Genomic DNA, 18,315 nt, shown 5'->3' with positions numbered 1-18,315 from the left:
ATATTTCTTATGTATCATTTTTTTTTAATTTTATTAATGTTTGTATCAATTATTTTAATCTTTTTAATTATGATACAACAAGGTGATAATATAGATTCATCTTATTCTATTGGTGGTTCCGAAAAATTATTTACTCATGCTAATCGTAACAAATTAATTACTTATATTACTGTTTTTTTTGCAATTCTTTTTTTTGTTTTTGTGTTAGCTTTGTCGAACGTTCATGTTAATCATAATAAAACAATAAATTTAAGTAGTATATTAGATGATCAATGATTTTTATTATGAAAAGAATTTATCCATGAAATAAAATTAAGGTTATATTGGTATGCTATATTGCATTAATTAAAAATAAAATTAGTGAAAATTAAACCGAGGTGGTGGAATTGGCAGACACGCTACTTTGAGGTAGTAGTATCTTATTCTAAAAGATATGCGGGTTCAAATCCCGTCCTCGGTATGATTTTTAATTGATTAACGTTTTATATATAGTATATAAAATTAATTAATTTTCATTATTTTCAAAAATTTTTAAATAATAGTTAATTTTTTTATTAATGATATATTCAAGTACTACTCCCCCGATTATTCGGGGGTTTTTGTTATTTAAAAATATTCATTATATTTTAAGCTTTATTTTTATCATTTTTATATTTGAAAAATAAAGTAATTTATTTTTTATAAATACGTTAAATTGATATTTAAAGTTATATTTATGAATATCATTTTTTGTAAAGAATTTTTGTTAAAATATTTTTATATGGATTAAATATTTTTTAAAAAATTGAAATAATAAATTTATTTTCATTGTTTTAATTTAGAATTGAGGCTAATCAAGGTGAGTAAAGAAATTTTAGCTGTTGTTGAATCAGTTTCAAATGAGAAATCTTTGCCACGTGAAAAGATATTTGAAGCTTTAGAATGTGCATTAGCTACAGCTACAAAGAAAAAACATGATCAAGAAATAGATATAAGAGTAAAAATTAATCGTAAAAATGGAGATTTTTATACGTTTCGACGTTGGATGGTTGTATCTCAAGTTACTCAACCGACAAAAGAAATTACATTAGAAGCAGCTCGTTTAGAAAACAATGCCATACAATTGAACGATTATATTGAAGATTTAATGCAATCAGTTACTTTTGATAGAATTACTACCCAAACGGCAAAACAAGTTATTGTTCAAAAAGTGAGAGAAGCTGAACGAGCTATGATAGTTGAACAATTTAAAGAATATAAAGGTGATATTATTACTGGTATTGTAAAGAAAATAAATAGAGATAATATTATTTTAGATTTAGAAAATAATGCTGAAGCATTAATTATGAAAGAAGATATGTTACCAAGAGATAATTTCAGATTAGGTGATCGTGTAAGAGGGTTGTTGTATGCAATTCATCCAGAATCTCGAGGACCTCAGTTATTTATGAGTAGGTCTAAACCAGAAATGCTTATTGAGTTATTTCGTATTGAAGTACCTGAGATTGGAGAAGAAATAATCGAGATTAAAGCGGCTGCCCGTGATCCTGGATCACGAGCTAAAATTGCAGTAAAAACGAACGATAAACGTATAGATCCTGTAGGAGCATGTGTTGGTATGAGAGGAGCACGAGTGCAAGCAGTATCTAGTGAATTATGTGGTGAAAGAATAGATGTAGTTTTATGGGATAGTAATCCAGCACAATTTGTAATTAATGCAATGTCTCCCGCAGATGTATCTTCTATTATTATGGACGAAGATCATCATACCATGGACGTTTCTGTGGAATCTGCTAATTTAGCTCAAGCAATTGGTAGAAATGGTCAAAATGTTAAGTTGGCTTCTCAATTAAGTGGATGGGAATTAAATGTAATGACTGTTGATGATTTGAATTTAAAATATAAAGAAGAATCGCATTTAATTAAACGTATATTAAGTAATAGTTTAAATATTAATGATGATGTTATAAACACACTAATTAAAACAGGTTTTTCTTCTTTAGAGGAAATAGCTTATGTGCCTTTTAACGAATTGTTATCTGTTTCTGGTATTGATAAAAATATAGTTTATCAAATTAGAGAGGAAGCTAACAATGCTTTAAAAAAAAAGGAATCAGAAAAAAAAGAAAAATTAAAAAAAATGAATATTGAAGAAGCATTGTTAAATTTAAAAGGGATGAGTCGAGATTTAGCTATTAAATTAGCAAATATAAACATTTATTCTTTAGAAGAATTAGCTAATCAAGGAATTGATGACCTTAGTGATATTGAAGATTTAGATAGTGATAAAGCAGGTAAATTGATTATGGAAGCTCGTAATATTTGTTGGTTTGGTAGTAAGACCTGATAATAGGAAGAAATGGAATGGCAGATGTAAATTTACAATTATTATCAATAGAATTAAATGTTTCAGTAAAAAAAATAATTGATACTTTTTATAAGCTAGGTATATTGAAAAATATTCGTGATGTAATAACTCCACAAGAGAAAGTGGTATTGTTAAAATTTTTATATAAAAAAAAGAATATTTTTCAGGAATCATTTATTTTACAAAGAAAAATTCGTAGTTTTTTAAATGTTTCCAGTATCCGAGGAAAAAATAAATTGGTAAAAATTGAAATAAGGAAAAATCATACTTATTTTAAAAATAATATTAAACAAGATAGATTACCGACTGATAAAACAAATCTTAATTATGTTGAAAAAAACGAGGAGTTTTTAGTTATTAAAAGTAAAAAAAAATCTTTGATTAATATTAATCAAAAAAATAAAAAAGAATCAATTAATAAAAAAATACGTGAAGAGATTAATAATATAGGTGGTAATAAATTGAATGATAAATTAATTTCTTCTAAAAGAAATAAAAAAAATAATCGTGATTATAAAGTGAAAAATACAAAAAAAAATACAGATAGACGTAATATTTCTATAGAAGAAAAAAAAATATTTAAAGATATATTAAATAATAAAATAGATAAAGAAGAAATAAAAAAAGATTATCATTTAACTACATTTTTGCGTGCTCGTCAAGCAGAAGATGAAAATGATCGAGCAATTGAAGGTAATCGTCGTATTAGAAATAAAAAAACTAGAAATAACCGTTATAGAAAAAATAATAAAAATTTAGAGTCTAAAAAAGATCGTGAAGAAATAAAAACAGTAATGCGTATTGGGAAAAATAGTAAATTAAAAAATAAAGGTAGTATATTACAACAATTTTTTAAAAAGCCACTTCAAACTATTAATAGAGATATTATAATAGGTAATGAATTAACTGTATCTGAATTAGCTAATAAAATGGCAGTAAAAAGTTCAGAAGTAATAAAGAAAATGATGCAGTTAGGCTTAATGATTACTATAAATCAAATTGTAGATCAAGAAACAGCACAATTAGTAGCTGAAGAAATGGGTCATAAAGTTACTTTATATCGCGATAATGAATTAGAAGAATTATTACTGCAAGATAGAAAAATAAACAGTAATGCAATGAAATTAAGACCTCCAGTAGTTACTGTTATGGGACATGTTGATCATGGAAAAACGTCATTATTGGATTATATAAGATCAACTAAAGTTGTTTCTAAAGAAGCAGGTGGTATTACTCAACACATAGGTGCTTATTACGTAAAAACAAAAAAAGGTATTATTACTTTTTTAGATACACCTGGACATGCTGCTTTTACTTCGATGAGAGCAAGAGGAGCTAACATTACTGATATAGTTGTTTTAGTTGTTGCTGCTGATGATGGAGTAATGCCTCAATCTATAGAATCTATTCAGCATGCAAATGCTGCTAAGGTTCCTATTATTGTTGCTATTAATAAAATTGATAAAGTAGAAGGTTCTTTAGATCCGTTAAAGAAAGAATTAATAAAACATTCTATTATTCCTGAAGAATGGGGTGGTGAAAACATATTTGTTCCAGTATCAGCTAAATCGGGATATGGTATTAATAATTTACTCGATGCTATTCTATTACAGTCAGAGATATTAGATTTAAAATCTTTTTTTAGTGGTATGGCTAGTGGAGTTGTAATTGAATCTTTTCTTGATAGAGGTCGTGGTCCTATTGCTACTGTTTTAGTGCGTGAAGGTATATTAAGAAAAGGAGATATTTTACTATGTGGTTGTTCGTATGGTAAAGTTCGAGCAATGAGAAGTGAAACTAATAATAGTATAACAGAAGCAGGTCCTTCTATTCCTGTACAAATATTAGGTTTATCTAAGATACCAGATATAGGTGATATCTTTACAGTAGTTAATGATGAAAAAAAAGCTCGCGAAGTTGCTTTTTATAGACAAGGTAAATTTCGTGAAGTGAAATTAGCTAAGCAGAAAAAGATTAAATTAGAAAACGTATTTGATCATATTAAATCAGGGAAAACTTCTGAATTAAATATTGTTTTAAAATCTGATGTTCAGGGATCTTTAGAAGCAATTTCTGATTCTTTAATAAAATTATCTAATAATGAAGTTGAAATTAATATAGTGGGATCAGGTGTGGGAGGAATTACAGAGACAGATGTTTCTTTAGCAACAGCATCAAATGCTGTTATTCTTGGATTTAATGTTAGAGCAGATTCTTTAGCTAAACGAATGATTCTATTAGAAAATATAGATGTGCGTTATTATTCAATAATATATAAATTAATTGATGAAGTTAAAATAGCTATGTCAGGCAAGTTATCTCCTGAATATAAACAGGAAATTATTGGTTTAGCTGCAGTAAGAAATATATTTAAATCTCCAAAATTTTCATCTATTGCTGGTTGTATGGTAACTGAAGGTATTATAAAAAGAAATCATCCTGTACGTATATTAAGAAATAATATAGTAATATATGAAGGAGAATTAGAATCTTTACGTCGTTTTAAAGAAGACGTAAATGAAATTAGAAATGGTATGGAATGTGGCATTGGTATAAAGAATTATAATGATATTCGGATAGGAGATATAATAGAAGTATTTGAAGTTAAAGAATGTCAGAGAAATATTTAAATTACTATTATTGAATAAAAGAAATTTTAAAAAAAGATAATTTAGAGAATATATTATGTTGCAAGAAGTTAGCCGTTCTTCTAGAGTAGCCCAAGAATTAAAGAAAATATTGTCGTTTATTATCCAATATTCATTAAGAGATCCTCGTTTAAATACAATGATAACAGTATCTGAGGTTCTTTTATCTCCTGATTGTAAATATGCTAAAATTTTTGTTACTTTTTTAAATGATAAAAAAAAAATTATTATTACAGAAACTATTAAAATTTTAAATAATGCCACTGGTTTTATTAGAAAATTATTAAGCAAGAAAATAAAATTACGTATGACACCAAAATTATTTTTTATTTATGATGATTCATTTGCTAATGGTATTAAAATATCTAATATTCTTTCCAGTGTAATCAATAAAGAAAAAAAATGTTTTAATATTATTGATCATGATAAAGGGGAATAAATGTTTTTCCCCAAATTTAATTGTATGAATGGAGTGTTATTGGTAGATAAACCTTCTGGTTTGTCTTCTAATAATGTTTTACAGAAAATAAAAAAGTTATTTGATATTAAAAAAGCTGGTCATACAGGATCTTTAGATCCTCTTGCTACAGGTATGTTACCAATTTGTTTTGGGGAAGCTACTAAATTTGCACAATATTCAATTGATTCTGATAAATATTATAGAGTGATTGCTAAATTAGGTGAATCGACAACAACTTTTGATTCTGACGGTAGAATAACAAAAATTCGTTCAATTTCTTTTACTGATAATGAATTTAAAAAAGCGTTAAATCATTTTAAAGGGAAAATTAAACAATTACCTCCTTTATATTCTGCTATAAAATATAAAGGAATACCATTATATAAGTATGCAAGAAAAGGAATTTATATACCTCGTATAAAAAGAACAGTTGTGATATATCAATTAAAATGTATTAATAGAAGAAAAAATTTTTTTGAATTAGAAATAAAATGTTCTAAAGGGACGTATATTCGTACCATAATTGATGATTTAGGAGAATTATTAGGTTGTGGTGCACATGTAACGTTATTACGTCGTTTACAAGTTGGATGTTATCCAATTAGCAAAATGATTGCGTTAAATACATTGTATTCATTAACAAAAAACAATAACTTAATTGGAAAAAAAAATATATTTGATTTTTTAATGCCTGTTGATTCTCCTATTGCTTCATTTCCTAAGATTTCTATTTCTGGTGAAGTTGCGTTTTTTTTTAAAAAAGGGCAAGAGATTCAATATTTTCATAATTATAAAAATCAATTAGTACGGGTAATGGAAGAAAATAAATTTATTGGATTAGGTAAAAGTTATAATCAAAGTTGTGTAAAACCAATAAGGTTATTATCTATTATTAAATAATGTATTGATATTAATTAGAGTAATGTAAAATAAATTAAGATATTATACATCATTTACTTTAATGTATGGAGCATAAAATGTCTCTTTCTGAAACAGAAAAGAAAAAAATATTTCAAAAATATGGATTCAATGATAAAGATAGTGGAAAATCCGAAGTACAAGTAGCATTGTTAACTTCCCAAATAAATAGTTTACAAAATCATTTCTTAATGCATAAAAAAGATCATTCTGGGCGACGGGGTTTATTAAAAATGGTTTCTAAACGTAGAAAGTTATTAAATTACTTAAAAAGAAAGGATCTGGTTCGTTACAATGATATTCTTGAGTCCTTGCAACTTCGTCGTTAAAAGTTAAATATTTCAAATATTGATCGACTAATTTTATGCAATCAATAATATAATATTTTTAAGGATATACCGTTTTTTAAAAGGGCTAAATTAGCCCTTTTGCTGATATAATAAATCATGACAATATATGTCTATTTCAATTTGAAATTTAATCATATCTATTAGGTTGAATTGGTTATTAAAAAATTATATATTAAGGATGTTATTTTGCTAAACCCTATTGTTCGTAAATTTCAGTATGGTCGGCATACTGTTACTTTAGAAACTGGTATGATGGCACGACAAGCAACTTCTGCTGTAATGGTTAGCATGGACGATACTGCTGTATTTGTTACCATTGTAGGTGAAAAAATACCAAAAATAGGACAAAATTTTTTCCCTTTAACTGTTAACTATCAAGAAAGAACTTATGCTGCAGGAAGAATTCCAGGAGGATTTTTTCGTAGAGAAGGTCGTCCTAGTGAAAACGAAATATTAATAGCAAGATTGATAGATCGTCCTATTCGTCCTTTATTTCCTAAGACATTCTTTAATGAAATTCAAATAATAGCGACTGTAGTTTCTGTTAATCCTCAAGTGCATCCTGATATAGTATCGATTATTGGAGCATCAGCAGCATTAAGTTTATCTGGTATTCCTTTTAGTGGTCCTATTGGTGCAGCTAGAGTAGGATATATTAATAATAAATACATTTTAAATCCTACTGTAGATGAATTAAAATCGAGTTGTTTAGATTTAATTGTTTCTGGTACAGAAAATGCTGTCTTAATGGTAGAAGCTGAAGCTAATATATTAAATGAAGATAAAATTCTTAACGCTATTTTATTTGCACATAAACATCAGAAAGTGGTAATTGAAAATATTCGTTCTTTTTCGAATGAATATGGAAAATCTTCATGGAGTGTAAATACATTACCAATCAGTGATCATTTAAAGTTTCGTATATTAGAATTATGTAAAGATGAAATTAGTAATGCTTATAAAATTATTGAAAAGAAAGAAAGATTTGAACAGCTTAAATTAATTAAAGATAGTATAATAGAACGTTTAATGAATGAAAATATTTTTTCAGATACATCTGAAATTGAATATATTTTTTATGATATTGAAAGGAATGTTGTACGTGATCGTATTTTAAACGGAAAAGTACGTATTGATGGAAGAGAAAACGATATGATTCGTGCTTTAGATGTACGAACTGGTATTTTACCTCGAACACATGGTTCTGCTTTATTTACAAGAGGTGAAACACAAGTACTAGTTTCTACAACTTTGGGAACATCTCGAGATGCCCAAAATTTAGATGATTTGTTGGGTGATAAAACAGATAATTTTCTTTTCCATTATAATTTTCCTCCTTATTCTGTAGGTGAAATTGGTATGATAGGATCACCGAAAAGACGTGAGATAGGTCATGGAAGACTTGCAAAACGTAGTATATTAGCAGTTATGCCAAAAATAGAAGATTTTCCTTATACTGTACGAATAGTATCTGAAGTTACTGAGTCTAATGGATCTTCTTCTATGGCTTCAGTCTGTGGAGCATCGTTAGCTTTGATGGATGCAGGTGTTCCGATAACTTCTGCTATTGCTGGTATTGCAATGGGATTAGTAAAGGAAGGTGATAAATATGTTATATTATCTGATATATTAGGAGATGAAGATCATCTTGGTGATATGGATTTTAAAGTAGCAGGAACAAAAGAAGGTATTACTGCTTTACAAATGGATATTAAAATAGAAGGAATTACAAGTAATATAATGAAATTAGCATTATATCAAGCTAAAAGGGCCCGTTTACATATCTTGAATGTTATGGGAAAAGCGTTAAAAAATCCTCGTACTGATATTTCTGAATTTGCTCCACGGATACATACAATAAAAATTAATCCGGAAAAAATAAAGGATGTTATAGGAAAAGGAGGATCTGTCATTCGTATGTTAACTGAAGAAACAGGAACAACGATTGAGATTGAAGATGATGGTACAGTAAAAATTTCCGCAACTATTAAAGAAAAAGCTAATAATGCTATCCGCAGGATTGAAGAAATTACTGCTGAAATTGAAGTAGGTAAAATTTATATCGGGAAAGTAACACGGATAGTTGATTTTGGAGCTTTTGTATCTATTGGAATAGGAAAAGAAGGATTGGTTCACATTTCACAAATAGCTGAAAAAAGAGTGGAAAAAGTAACTAACTATCTTCAAATAGATCAAATAGTATCTGTTAAAGTATTAGAAGTAGATAGACAAGGGCGCTTACGTCTCAGTATTAAAGCTGCTGAATAAATATGTTACTAATGATAACAATGTATAATTGTATTGAAAAATATTTATATAAATTTTATATATATAAAATATTTTTTTAAAAAATATTTTAATTTGGAATAAAAAATTTATAGTAATTTTAATTATAAATATTACATCTAATATATTTTTTATTAAATAAATTTTCTTATATTATATGTATTTGTTATCATATTTCTTTTATAATTGTAGATAGTTTTATTTAAATTGTTTTTAATTTTTATTATTTCATTTTATACAGTGTACACTTTTAAACAAAATAAATTTTTATAGAAAATTGTATTAACTGGTATCTTTAACTTAAGAGGTACATGTACTGCATGACTCACACTGAAAATACATTTTTTGCTCTTGGTTTAAATTCTCAACTTATTCAAGCGTTAAATGAAATGGGGTATATCAAACCTTCTCCTATTCAATTAGCTTGTATTCCTCATTTATTATTAGGTAAAGATGTATTAGGTATGGCACAAACTGGTAGCGGAAAAACAGCTGCTTTTTCATTACCTTTACTTAATAATATTAAATTATCTTTAACAGCACCACAGATTTTAGTTTTAGCTCCAACTAGAGAATTAGCTGTACAAGTAGCTGATGCTTTTTCAAGTTTTTCAAAATACATATCTGGTATACAAGTTTTAGCATTATATGGTGGACAGAGATATGAATTGCAGTTAAGAGCACTTCGTCAAGGACCTCAAATTGTTGTTGGAACACCTGGTCGTTTATTAGATCATTTAAAAAGAGGAACTTTAAATCTTTCTAATTTACATAGTTTAGTTCTGGATGAAGCTGATGAAATGTTAAGAATGGGTTTTATAGAAGATGTGGAAACTATTATGGCTAAAATTCCAGCGAATCATCAAACAGCATTATTTTCTGCCACAATGCCTGATGTTATTCGTCGAATTTCACGTAGATTTATGAAAGAACCTAAAGAAGTACGTATTCAATCTAACATTTCTACTCGTCCTGATATTAAACAGAGTTATTGGATGGTGTATGGTCGTAAAACGGATGCATTGATACGTTTTTTAGAGGTAGAAGATTTTTCAGCTACTATTATTTTTGTAAGAACTAAAAATGCAACTTTGGAAGTTTCTGAAGCTTTAGAAAGAAATGGTTACAATAGTGCGGCATTAAATGGGGATATGAATCAATCTTTACGTGAACAAACATTAGCAAGATTGAAAAATGGACGTTTAGATATTTTAATAGCGACGGATGTTGCAGCTCGTGGTTTGGATGTAGATCGTATTAGTTTCGTTATAAATTACGATATTCCTATGGATTCTGAATCATACGTCCATAGAATTGGTCGTACAGGGAGAGCTGGAAGAACTGGAAGAGCTTTGTTATTTGTTGAAAATAGAGAACGTCGTTTATTAAGAAATATAGAACGTACAATGAAATTAAGTATTACAGAAGTAAATTTACCAACAACTGAATTATTAAGTCAACGTCGTCTTGAAAAATTTGCAAAAAAAGTAGAAAAACAATTAGAAAGTAAAGATTTAAAGGATTATCGTGCTTTATTATGTAAAATACAACCAGAAAGTGAATTGGATTTAAAGAATTTAGCAGCAGCTTTGTTAAAAATAGCTCAAGGAGAAAGATCTTTAATTGTTAAACCTGATTCTATAATACGAAAAAATGAAAGTTTTAATTCTTATGAAGATCGTCGCTGCGATAATGTTAGAATTAATAAAATGCGTCGTGATCGTCGAGGACATAATAAAAATATTGATTTGTATAAGATTGATGTTGGTCGTGATGATGGTGTGGAAGTTCGACATATAGTTGGTGCTATTGCTAATGAAGGGAATATTAGTAGTCGTCAAATTGGTAATATAAAATTATTTTCTTCTTATTCTACAGTTGAATTACCTTTTGGTATGTCTAAAGATTTATTACAACGTTTAATTCGTACTCGTATTCTTAATAAACAAATCAATTTAAAACTATTAAATCGTGATCATTATAGCGTTTCCAATAGAAAAACTATACGTGGTGTCGGAGACCATTTAGATGTTCGCAGACGTAATGAACGTTACGTAAATTCCAGAGGAATTCGCCGAGATAATAAAAATCATTTCTCATTTCGTCGTCGTAATATTTAATAAGTTGTTAATTTTATTTATGCCACTTTGTGGCATATTTTTTATATAATTAATGAATATAAAAATGAATTTTAAAAAATATTTTTATAAATTTATAATTTCTTGATGAATAGTATCACATTTTTTAATTAGATATAGCTAAAGCTTCTATTTCAATTTTTACATTTTTAGGTAATGCTGATACTTGTACACACGATCTTGCTGGAAAAGTAGTTATTTTATGTTTCAAAAAAAATTTTTCATAAACTGTATTTACAATTTCTAGTTGATTAATGTCTGTTAAAAAAATAGTTGTTTTAGCGATGTTTTCTATTTTAAATCCAGAAGATTTTACTATTGATAAAATATTATTTAAAGTGGTTTTTGTTTGTTTAATAATGTCTTTTTCTATTTTTCCAGATTCTAAATTAATGGGAATTTGTCCTGATAAAATCAGTAATTTTCCTATTTTTATAGCTTGAGAGTATGGTCCTATCGGTTGAGGAGCATTTTTGGTTAATATTGGAATTAACATGTATATCCTGTTTCTTATTGAGTTAATGATTTACATTAGAATATAATATATTACGTTATTGAAAATTTATTTATTATTTTATATATGAATAAAATATATATAATGATATATATTTATATATATAGAATATGTTAAATATATATTATTAAGAAAATAATAATTTTTATAGTTTTTATTAAAAATATAATTTTTTAATTGTATAGAAAATATGAACTATTTTAGATTATTATTTAATTATTATCAATAATGTCTTGAAATATATATAAAATTTTAAATTAAAAAAATTAAAATAATTTTTTAATCAAACTTTTGTGCTGTTTTTATTAAATTAAAAAATGAAAGAGTATTTATAATACATTTTTATATTGTTTGTTCTGAATAATATAAAAATTTTCTTAAATTTTATTATGTTAAATATACCATATTTTTTATTTAATTTTAATAATTTAAAAAAAATTTCAGTTATTAATTTTATTTTTAAAAAAGATTAACAAGAATAATTATTTTTTATGAGAGTAGCAATCAAGATGGCTTTTATAGTATGCAATCTATTTTCAGATTGTTCAAAAATAGTATTTGAATGTTTTTCAAATATCGAATGAGTAATTTCTATTCCTGAACATAAATTAAATTTTTCTGATATTTTTTTCCCTAAAATAGTATTTTTATCGTGAAAAGCAGGTAGACAATGTAATATTTTAACATTTTTGTTTTTAGTTAATTTAATCATATTGTTATTTATTTGGTATTTTTTTAGTAATTGAATTCTATCTGTCCATAATTTATCGCATTCTCCCATAGATACCCAAACATCTGTATATATAAAATCTACATTTTTTACGCCCTCTTCAACGTTTTCAGTGCATAGTATGGTACCTTTGTTTTCTTTTGACATTAATCGGCATTGAGAAAAAAATTGCTTGTTAGGCCAACATTGTTTAGGAGCTACTAGTCTTAAATTTAGTCCAGTAATAGCTGCTGCTTCTAACATAGTATTGCTTATATTATTATTAGCATCACCTACATAAGCACAACTAATTTCTCTTAATTTTTTTTTAGGTAGTATTTCTTGCATAGTTAACAAATCTGCTAATATTTGAGTAGGATGAAATTGATCTGTCAATCCGTTCCATACTGGAATTGTAGCAAATTTAGCTAAGATATTGATTATATTATGATTATGTCCTCTATATTCTATTCCATGATACATACGACTTAGTACTTTTGCTGTATCTATAATGGACTCTTTATATCCTAGATGGGTATTACCAGGTCCTAAATAAGTTACATTAGCTCCTTGATCAAAAGCTGCTACTTCAAATGCACATCTGGTTCTGGTTGATTCTTTTTCAAAGATTAAAACAATATTTTTTTTTTTCAAATATTGGGTTTCTTTTTCATTTTTTTTTAATTTTTTTAATTTAGAAGATAAATTAATTAAATATTGTATTTCTGAATTTTTAAAATCTAATAATCTGAGAAAACTGCGGTTATATAAAGTTGACATATTAAATATCTACCTACTTATTTTTAGTATCAGTGGTTAATAATTTGATATATGTTATATATATACATATTTTATTAAATTATTCTTTAAAAGTGAAATATATACAATTTTTATTAAAAATGTTAGCATTTTAAAAATAATTAACTAATTTTACTATTTTAGTCGATATTTTTAAATATGATTATATTTGATATATTTACTATTATGTATTTAAAATTATTCAGTCTATCAAATTTTTGATAAATAATTTTTATAAAAAATAAAATTATATTTTTAATTTTTATATGTTAAATTTATATTTTTAATATTTGATTTAAAGAAACATTTTAAAATATAGTGATTATTATTAAATATATATTAATATATATATTTGATCAATTAATTTAAAAAAATAACATATATCATTAATTAAAAAGTAATCTTTTTTAGAAATATATTTTTTTAGTAAATTAATTGATATTCTGTAATAATATAAAATATTTTATAAGTATATATTTAGGTGTATATTATGAAATTTCATATAAATTATTTAAGTATAGAAAAATTAAAAAATGAATGTCTTATTGTAGGTGTTTTTGAAGATAAAAAATTACCATTTTCTACTAAACAATTAGACGAAATTAGTCAAGGATATATTAATAAATTTATTATGTCGGGTGAATTAAATGGAAGAATAAATCAATCACTGTTATTGTATCATGTTCCGTATGTTTTTTCTGAGCGTGTTTTATTGATTGGGTGTGGAAAAGAATCAGAGTTTGATGAAAGAAATTATAGAAAGGTAATATTTAACAGTATTAAAATTTTAAAAAATACATCTGCTACAGAAGCGGTATGTTTTTTAAATGATTTATATGTGAAAAATAGAAACATGTATTGGAAGATTAGAGTTGCTGTAGAAGTAATTGATAGTGCTTTATACGATTTTAGTATATTAAAAAATGAACAAAAAAAAGAAAATATTGTGTTACACAATATGTTTTTTAATATATATAAGAAATCGGAAATGATTTCTGGAGAAGTAGCAATAAAACACGGATTCATTATTAATCAAGGAATAAAAATAGCAAAAGATCTTGCTAATTTACCACCGAATATTTGTACGCCAAGTTATTTAGAGATCAAATCACAAAATTTAGTAAAAAAGAATAACAAAAAAATAATAATAGAAATTATAGATGAAATAACACTTAAAAATTTAGGAATGAATGCTTATTTATATGTGGGGAAAGGTTCAAAAAATAAACCTTGTATGTCAGTAATTAAATATAATGGTAGTTATGATAAAGCTAGTAAACCAATTGTTTTAATTGGTAAAGGTGTAACATTTGATTCTGGAGGTATTTCTATAAAGTCTTCTAGATCAATGGATGAAATGAAATATGATATGTCAGGAGCTTCTGTTGTATATGGATTAATGCATATAGTTTCTCAATTAAAATTACCTTTAAATGTAGTGGGAATTTTAGCTTGTTGTGAAAATATGCCAGGAGGAAATGCTTATCGTCCTGGAGACATAGTTACAACAATGTCAAAAAAAACTGTAGAAATTTTAGATACTGATGCTGAAGGTCGTTTGATATTATGTGATGTATTAACTTATGTAGAAAGATTTAATCCAAGTATCGTGATTGATATAGCGACTTTAACGGGTGCATGTGTAGTTGCTTTAGGTCATTATGTAAGTGGTTTATTTTCTAATGATGATTTATTAGCTAATGATATATCATTAGCTGGTGAATTAACTAATGATAAAGTATGGCGGCTACCTATATTTCGTGAATATTATAGTGATTTAGATTCTAATTTTGCAGATATTGCTAATATCGGTTGTAGATCTGCAGGAGCAATAACTGCTGCATGTTTTTTATCTAATTTTACGAAAAAATATATATGGGCTCACATAGATATAGCTGGGACAAGTTGGAAATCTGGTAAGGAAAAGGGATCAACAGGTCGACCTATTTTATTACTTTCTCAATTTTTATTAAATAAATCTGGTTTAAATTTAAATAATTAAAATTATATCAATTTTTTAATAATAGTTTTTAATAATATTGAATATTATTCACTTTAGTACATATTTTATGTATATAAAAATTTTTTAACAATTATTATATATTGTATAAATAATTTTATTACACAGTAATATGTCCTTTATCTAAATTTATACTTAATAATAAAATTAAAGTTCTTTTATAAAAATAAATATGAAAAAAAATTTTAATCCTCAAGAAATTGAAAAAATATTGTATAATTTTTGGGAAACAAACGGATTTTTTAAAACCAATAAAAAGTGTAATAAAAAAAATTTTTGCATTATGATTCCGCCTCCTAATATTACTGGTAGTTTACATATGGGTCATGCTTTTCAGCAAACGATAATGGATATTTTAATCCGCTATCACCGTATGCAAGGTGATAATACTTTATGGCAAGTAGGTACAGATCATGCTGGGATTGCTACACAAACAATAGTTGAGAGAAATCTTATTTTAAAAGAAGGGAAAAATCGTCTTGAATATTCAAGATCTGATTTTGTAAAAAAAATATGGAATTGGAAAGAAAAATATGGTAGTAAAATAATTTCTCAAATGCGTCGATTAGGTAATTCAATTGATTGGGATCGTGAACGATTTACTTTAGATCCTGTGATATCTAATGCGGTAACGGAAGCTTTTATTGCTTTATATAAAGATAATTTAATTTATAGAAAAAAAAGATTGGTAAATTGGGATCCTAAAATTCAAACTGTTATTTCTGATTTAGAGGTGGAAAATCGTCTTACAGAAAGTTTTATATGGTATATAAAATACCCTTTATTTGAGGATTGTTCAAATTTTTATAATAAAAAATATTTAGTTGTAGCAACAACTCGTCCTGAAACTTTATTAGGTGATGTAGCTGTAGCAGTGAATCCTGAAGATAACAGATATTCTAAATTATTAGGAAAACATGTTGTAATTCCTATAATTAATCGTGTTATACCTATTATTTTTGATAAGCATGCTAATTTAAACAAAAATACTGGATGTGTTAAAATCACTCCGGGTCACGATTTTAATGACTATAGAGTAGGATTAAGACATAAATTACCAATGATTAACATTTTGACATTTGATGGAAAAATACGTGATATTCCTGAAATTTATGATACCAATAGTATTAAAAATAATGTTAGTTATGATTTTATCCCTAAAAAATTTAAACATTTAAATCGTTTTGTTGCAAGAGAAAAAATAATTTATGAAATAAAATTATTAGGATTACTAGAAAAAATAATGCCATACAAAAATATGATTCCATATGGAGATCGTAGTGGAGATATCATTGAACCTATGTTAACTGATCAATGGTATTTACGTACTTCTCAATTAGCTCCAATGGCTATAAAAGCAGTTAAAAAAGGTTTTATTAGTTTCATCCCCAAACAATATAATAATTTGTATTTTTCTTGGATGGATAAAATTCAAGATTGGTGTATTTCTAGACAGTTGTGGTGGGGTCATCGTATTCCCATTTGGTATGATGATAACAAAAATGTTTATATAGGGAAAAATGAAGCAGAAATTCGTAAACAGTACTCTGTTTCTGATCATGTAAAATTAATACAAGAAGAAGATGTATTAGATACATGGTTTTCTTCTAGTTTATGGACTTTTTCTACATTAGGTTGGCCAGATAAAACTGATTTATTAGATTTTTTTCATCCTACTAATGTATTGGTAAGTGGTTTTGATATTATATTTTTTTGGATTGCTCGAATGATAATGTTAACAATGTACTTTTTAAAAGATAAGAGTGGTCAACCTCAAGTTCCATTTAAAACTGTGTATATCACAGGTTTAATTCGGGATGAACAAGGAACAAAAATGTCTAAATCAAAAGGTAATGTAATTGATCCAATAGATATGATTGATGGTATCACTTTAAAAGAGTTAATTAAAAAACGTACTAAAAACATGTTAAAACCAAATTTAGCAAAAGTAATAAAAGAAAGAACAAAAAAAATATTTCCACAAGGTATTGTTGCTACAGGTACTGATGCATTACGTTTTACTTTTTCTGCTCTTGCTTCGGTAACACGAGATATTGTTTGGGATATGAATCGGTTAAAAGGATATCGAAATTTTTGTAATAAATTATGGAATGCAAGCCGATTTATTTTGATGAATGTTCAACGTGAAGAATTAATAATAAAAAAAGATTCTTATAAATTATCATTGGCTGATCAATGGATAAGATTAGAATTTAATTCTACAGTAAAAATATTTCGTTATGCTTTAGACAATTATCGATTTGATAATGCAGCCAAGGTATTGTACGATTTTGTATGGTATAAATTTTGTGATTGGTATTTAGAATTTTCTAAAATTGTTATGAGTCATACTAATACTGTAAATTTAATAGGTACTAAATGTACTTTAGTACATATATTAGAATCTTTATTGCGATTAGCTCATCCAATTATTCCTTTTATTACTGAAGAAATTTGGCAACGTATTAAAGTATTAACTAATATTAAAGATAAAAGTATTATGTTACAAAATTTTCCTAAATATAACAGTAAATTAGTAAATGAATCGGTTATTAATGACATGACATGGATTCAAAGTGCCATCACAGCAATAAGAAATATTCGTGCTTCTATAAAAATTATTTCAAATAAATTAATTCCTGTTCTATTCCAAAATGTTAATTCTAAAGTCAAAAGAATTATTCATTTACATGGTAATTATTTAAAAATATTAGCTAATGTAGAAAGTATCACCATTTTATCATCTTTAAGCAAAACTCCTTTATCTATCACAAAAGTGATAGATGGTGCAGAAATATTAGTTCCGATAACAGGAGAATTAAATAAAAAATTAGAAATTAATCGTTTATATAAAGCAATTGATAAAATCAATATAAGTTTACAAAGATTAGAATTTACATTATCTAATAAAAAATTTATTATGTATGCACCTCAAGAGATAATTGAAAAAAATAAATTAATTTCAGATAGATTGAAAGATAAGAAAATTAAATTGATAAAAAGAATTGAATTAATATCAGATATTGATAAATGACATTTATATTTATAAAAAATATATTTCATTAACCATTATATATATTTTAAAAAAAATATTTTTTATTTTTATACATGTAATTATAAAATTAAT

At 25.9% G+C, this 18,315-nt stretch carries 12 protein-coding genes and 1 tRNA gene; 11 read left to right on the top strand and 2 right to left on the bottom strand.

The features are described 5' to 3' along the window. Positions 1–9 precede the first annotated feature (9 nt). The 9 genes from secG (at position 10) to AB4W77_RS01600 (ending at position 11,129) form a co-directional block, all read left to right on the top strand. Positions 10–276, top strand: coding sequence for a preprotein translocase subunit SecG (gene secG / locus AB4W77_RS01640; RefSeq protein WP_367681282.1), 267 nt, complete (start codon positions 10–12; stop codon positions 274–276). 95 nt (positions 277–371) lie between these two features. After that, a tRNA-Leu gene (locus AB4W77_RS01635) sits at positions 372–460 on the top strand. A 378-nt stretch (positions 461–838) separates the two neighbouring features. Then, entirely contained in the window at positions 839–2,326 is a 1,488-nt protein-coding gene (nusA, locus tag AB4W77_RS01630) for a transcription termination factor NusA (protein ID WP_367681281.1), read from the top strand. Positions 2,327–2,343: 17 nt separating this feature from the next. Next, complete coding sequence (infB, locus tag AB4W77_RS01625; protein ID WP_367681280.1) at positions 2,344–4,977, top strand: translation initiation factor IF-2; 2,634 nt, start codon at positions 2,344–2,346, stop codon at positions 4,975–4,977. 55 nt (positions 4,978–5,032) lie between these two features. Next, positions 5,033–5,434 (top strand): 30S ribosome-binding factor RbfA, encoded by a 402-nt coding sequence (gene rbfA / locus AB4W77_RS01620; RefSeq protein WP_367681279.1) that lies wholly within the window; start codon positions 5,033–5,035, stop codon positions 5,432–5,434. Next, a complete protein-coding gene (gene truB, locus AB4W77_RS01615) occupies positions 5,435–6,355 on the top strand; it encodes a tRNA pseudouridine(55) synthase TruB (RefSeq protein WP_367681278.1) in 921 nt (306 codons plus the stop codon). A 77-nt stretch (positions 6,356–6,432) separates the two neighbouring features. After that, positions 6,433–6,702: a 30S ribosomal protein S15 gene (gene rpsO, locus AB4W77_RS01610; RefSeq protein WP_367681277.1), complete on the top strand. Its 270-nt coding sequence runs from the start codon at positions 6,433–6,435 to the stop codon at positions 6,700–6,702. A gap of 207 nt (positions 6,703–6,909) precedes the next feature. Further along, complete coding sequence (gene pnp / locus AB4W77_RS01605; RefSeq protein ID WP_367681276.1) at positions 6,910–8,991, top strand: polyribonucleotide nucleotidyltransferase; 2,082 nt, start codon at positions 6,910–6,912, stop codon at positions 8,989–8,991. 338 nt (positions 8,992–9,329) lie between these two features. Further along, the gene (locus AB4W77_RS01600) at positions 9,330–11,129 is read left to right on the top strand and encodes a DEAD/DEAH family ATP-dependent RNA helicase (protein ID WP_367681275.1); all 1,800 of its coding nucleotides are present in this window, start codon (positions 9,330–9,332) and stop codon (positions 11,127–11,129) included. 124 nt (positions 11,130–11,253) lie between these two features. On the opposite strand, the gene AB4W77_RS01595 is transcribed toward AB4W77_RS01600, so the two are convergent. Both AB4W77_RS01595 and argF read right to left on the bottom strand, forming a co-directional pair. Then, a complete protein-coding gene (locus AB4W77_RS01595) occupies positions 11,254–11,643 on the bottom strand; it encodes a Rid family detoxifying hydrolase (RefSeq protein ID WP_367681274.1) in 390 nt (129 codons plus the stop codon). 487 nt (positions 11,644–12,130) lie between these two features. Then, positions 12,131–13,150 carry an ornithine carbamoyltransferase gene (gene argF / locus AB4W77_RS01590; RefSeq protein ID WP_367681273.1) on the bottom strand — a complete coding sequence of 340 codons (1,020 nt, stop codon included), beginning with the start codon at positions 13,148–13,150 and terminating at the stop codon, positions 12,131–12,133. Positions 13,151–13,658: 508 nt separating this feature from the next. Between argF and AB4W77_RS01585 the strand changes: the two genes are divergently transcribed. Next, complete coding sequence (locus AB4W77_RS01585) at positions 13,659–15,170, top strand: leucyl aminopeptidase (RefSeq protein WP_367681272.1); 1,512 nt, start codon at positions 13,659–13,661, stop codon at positions 15,168–15,170. 190 nt (positions 15,171–15,360) lie between these two features. Then, positions 15,361–18,222 carry a valine--tRNA ligase gene (locus AB4W77_RS01580; protein ID WP_367681271.1) on the top strand — a complete coding sequence of 954 codons (2,862 nt, stop codon included), beginning with the start codon at positions 15,361–15,363 and terminating at the stop codon, positions 18,220–18,222. Positions 18,223–18,315 lie beyond the last annotated feature (93 nt).

This window comes from Buchnera aphidicola (Pemphigus immunis) (assembly GCF_964059115.1).
Taxonomy (GTDB): Bacteria; Pseudomonadota; Gammaproteobacteria; order Enterobacterales; family Enterobacteriaceae; genus Buchnera_C; species Buchnera_C aphidicola_C.
This window is presented reverse-complemented; position numbering and strand designations above follow the sequence as displayed.

What these genes read in the sequence shown, in the direction of transcription:
- secG (WP_367681282.1), top strand. Translation starts at nt 10, where the DNA reads ATGTATCATTTTTTTTTAATTTTATTAATGTTTGTATCAATTATTTTA.
- infB (WP_367681280.1), top strand. Translation starts at nt 2,344, where the DNA reads ATGGCAGATGTAAATTTACAATTATTATCAATAGAATTAAATGTTTCA.
- rbfA (WP_367681279.1), top strand. Translation starts at nt 5,033, where the DNA reads ATGTTGCAAGAAGTTAGCCGTTCTTCTAGAGTAGCCCAAGAATTAAAG.
- truB (WP_367681278.1), top strand. Translation starts at nt 5,435, where the DNA reads ATGTTTTTCCCCAAATTTAATTGTATGAATGGAGTGTTATTGGTAGAT.
- rpsO (WP_367681277.1), top strand. Translation starts at nt 6,433, where the DNA reads ATGTCTCTTTCTGAAACAGAAAAGAAAAAAATATTTCAAAAATATGGA.
- AB4W77_RS01600 (WP_367681275.1), top strand. Translation starts at nt 9,330, where the DNA reads ATGACTCACACTGAAAATACATTTTTTGCTCTTGGTTTAAATTCTCAA.
- AB4W77_RS01595 (WP_367681274.1), bottom strand. Translation starts at nt 11,643, where the DNA reads ATGTTAATTCCAATATTAACCAAAAATGCTCCTCAACCGATAGGACCA.
- argF (WP_367681273.1), bottom strand. Translation starts at nt 13,150, where the DNA reads ATGTCAACTTTATATAACCGCAGTTTTCTCAGATTATTAGATTTTAAA.
- AB4W77_RS01585 (WP_367681272.1), top strand. Translation starts at nt 13,659, where the DNA reads ATGAAATTTCATATAAATTATTTAAGTATAGAAAAATTAAAAAATGAA.
- AB4W77_RS01580 (WP_367681271.1), top strand. Translation starts at nt 15,361, where the DNA reads ATGAAAAAAAATTTTAATCCTCAAGAAATTGAAAAAATATTGTATAAT.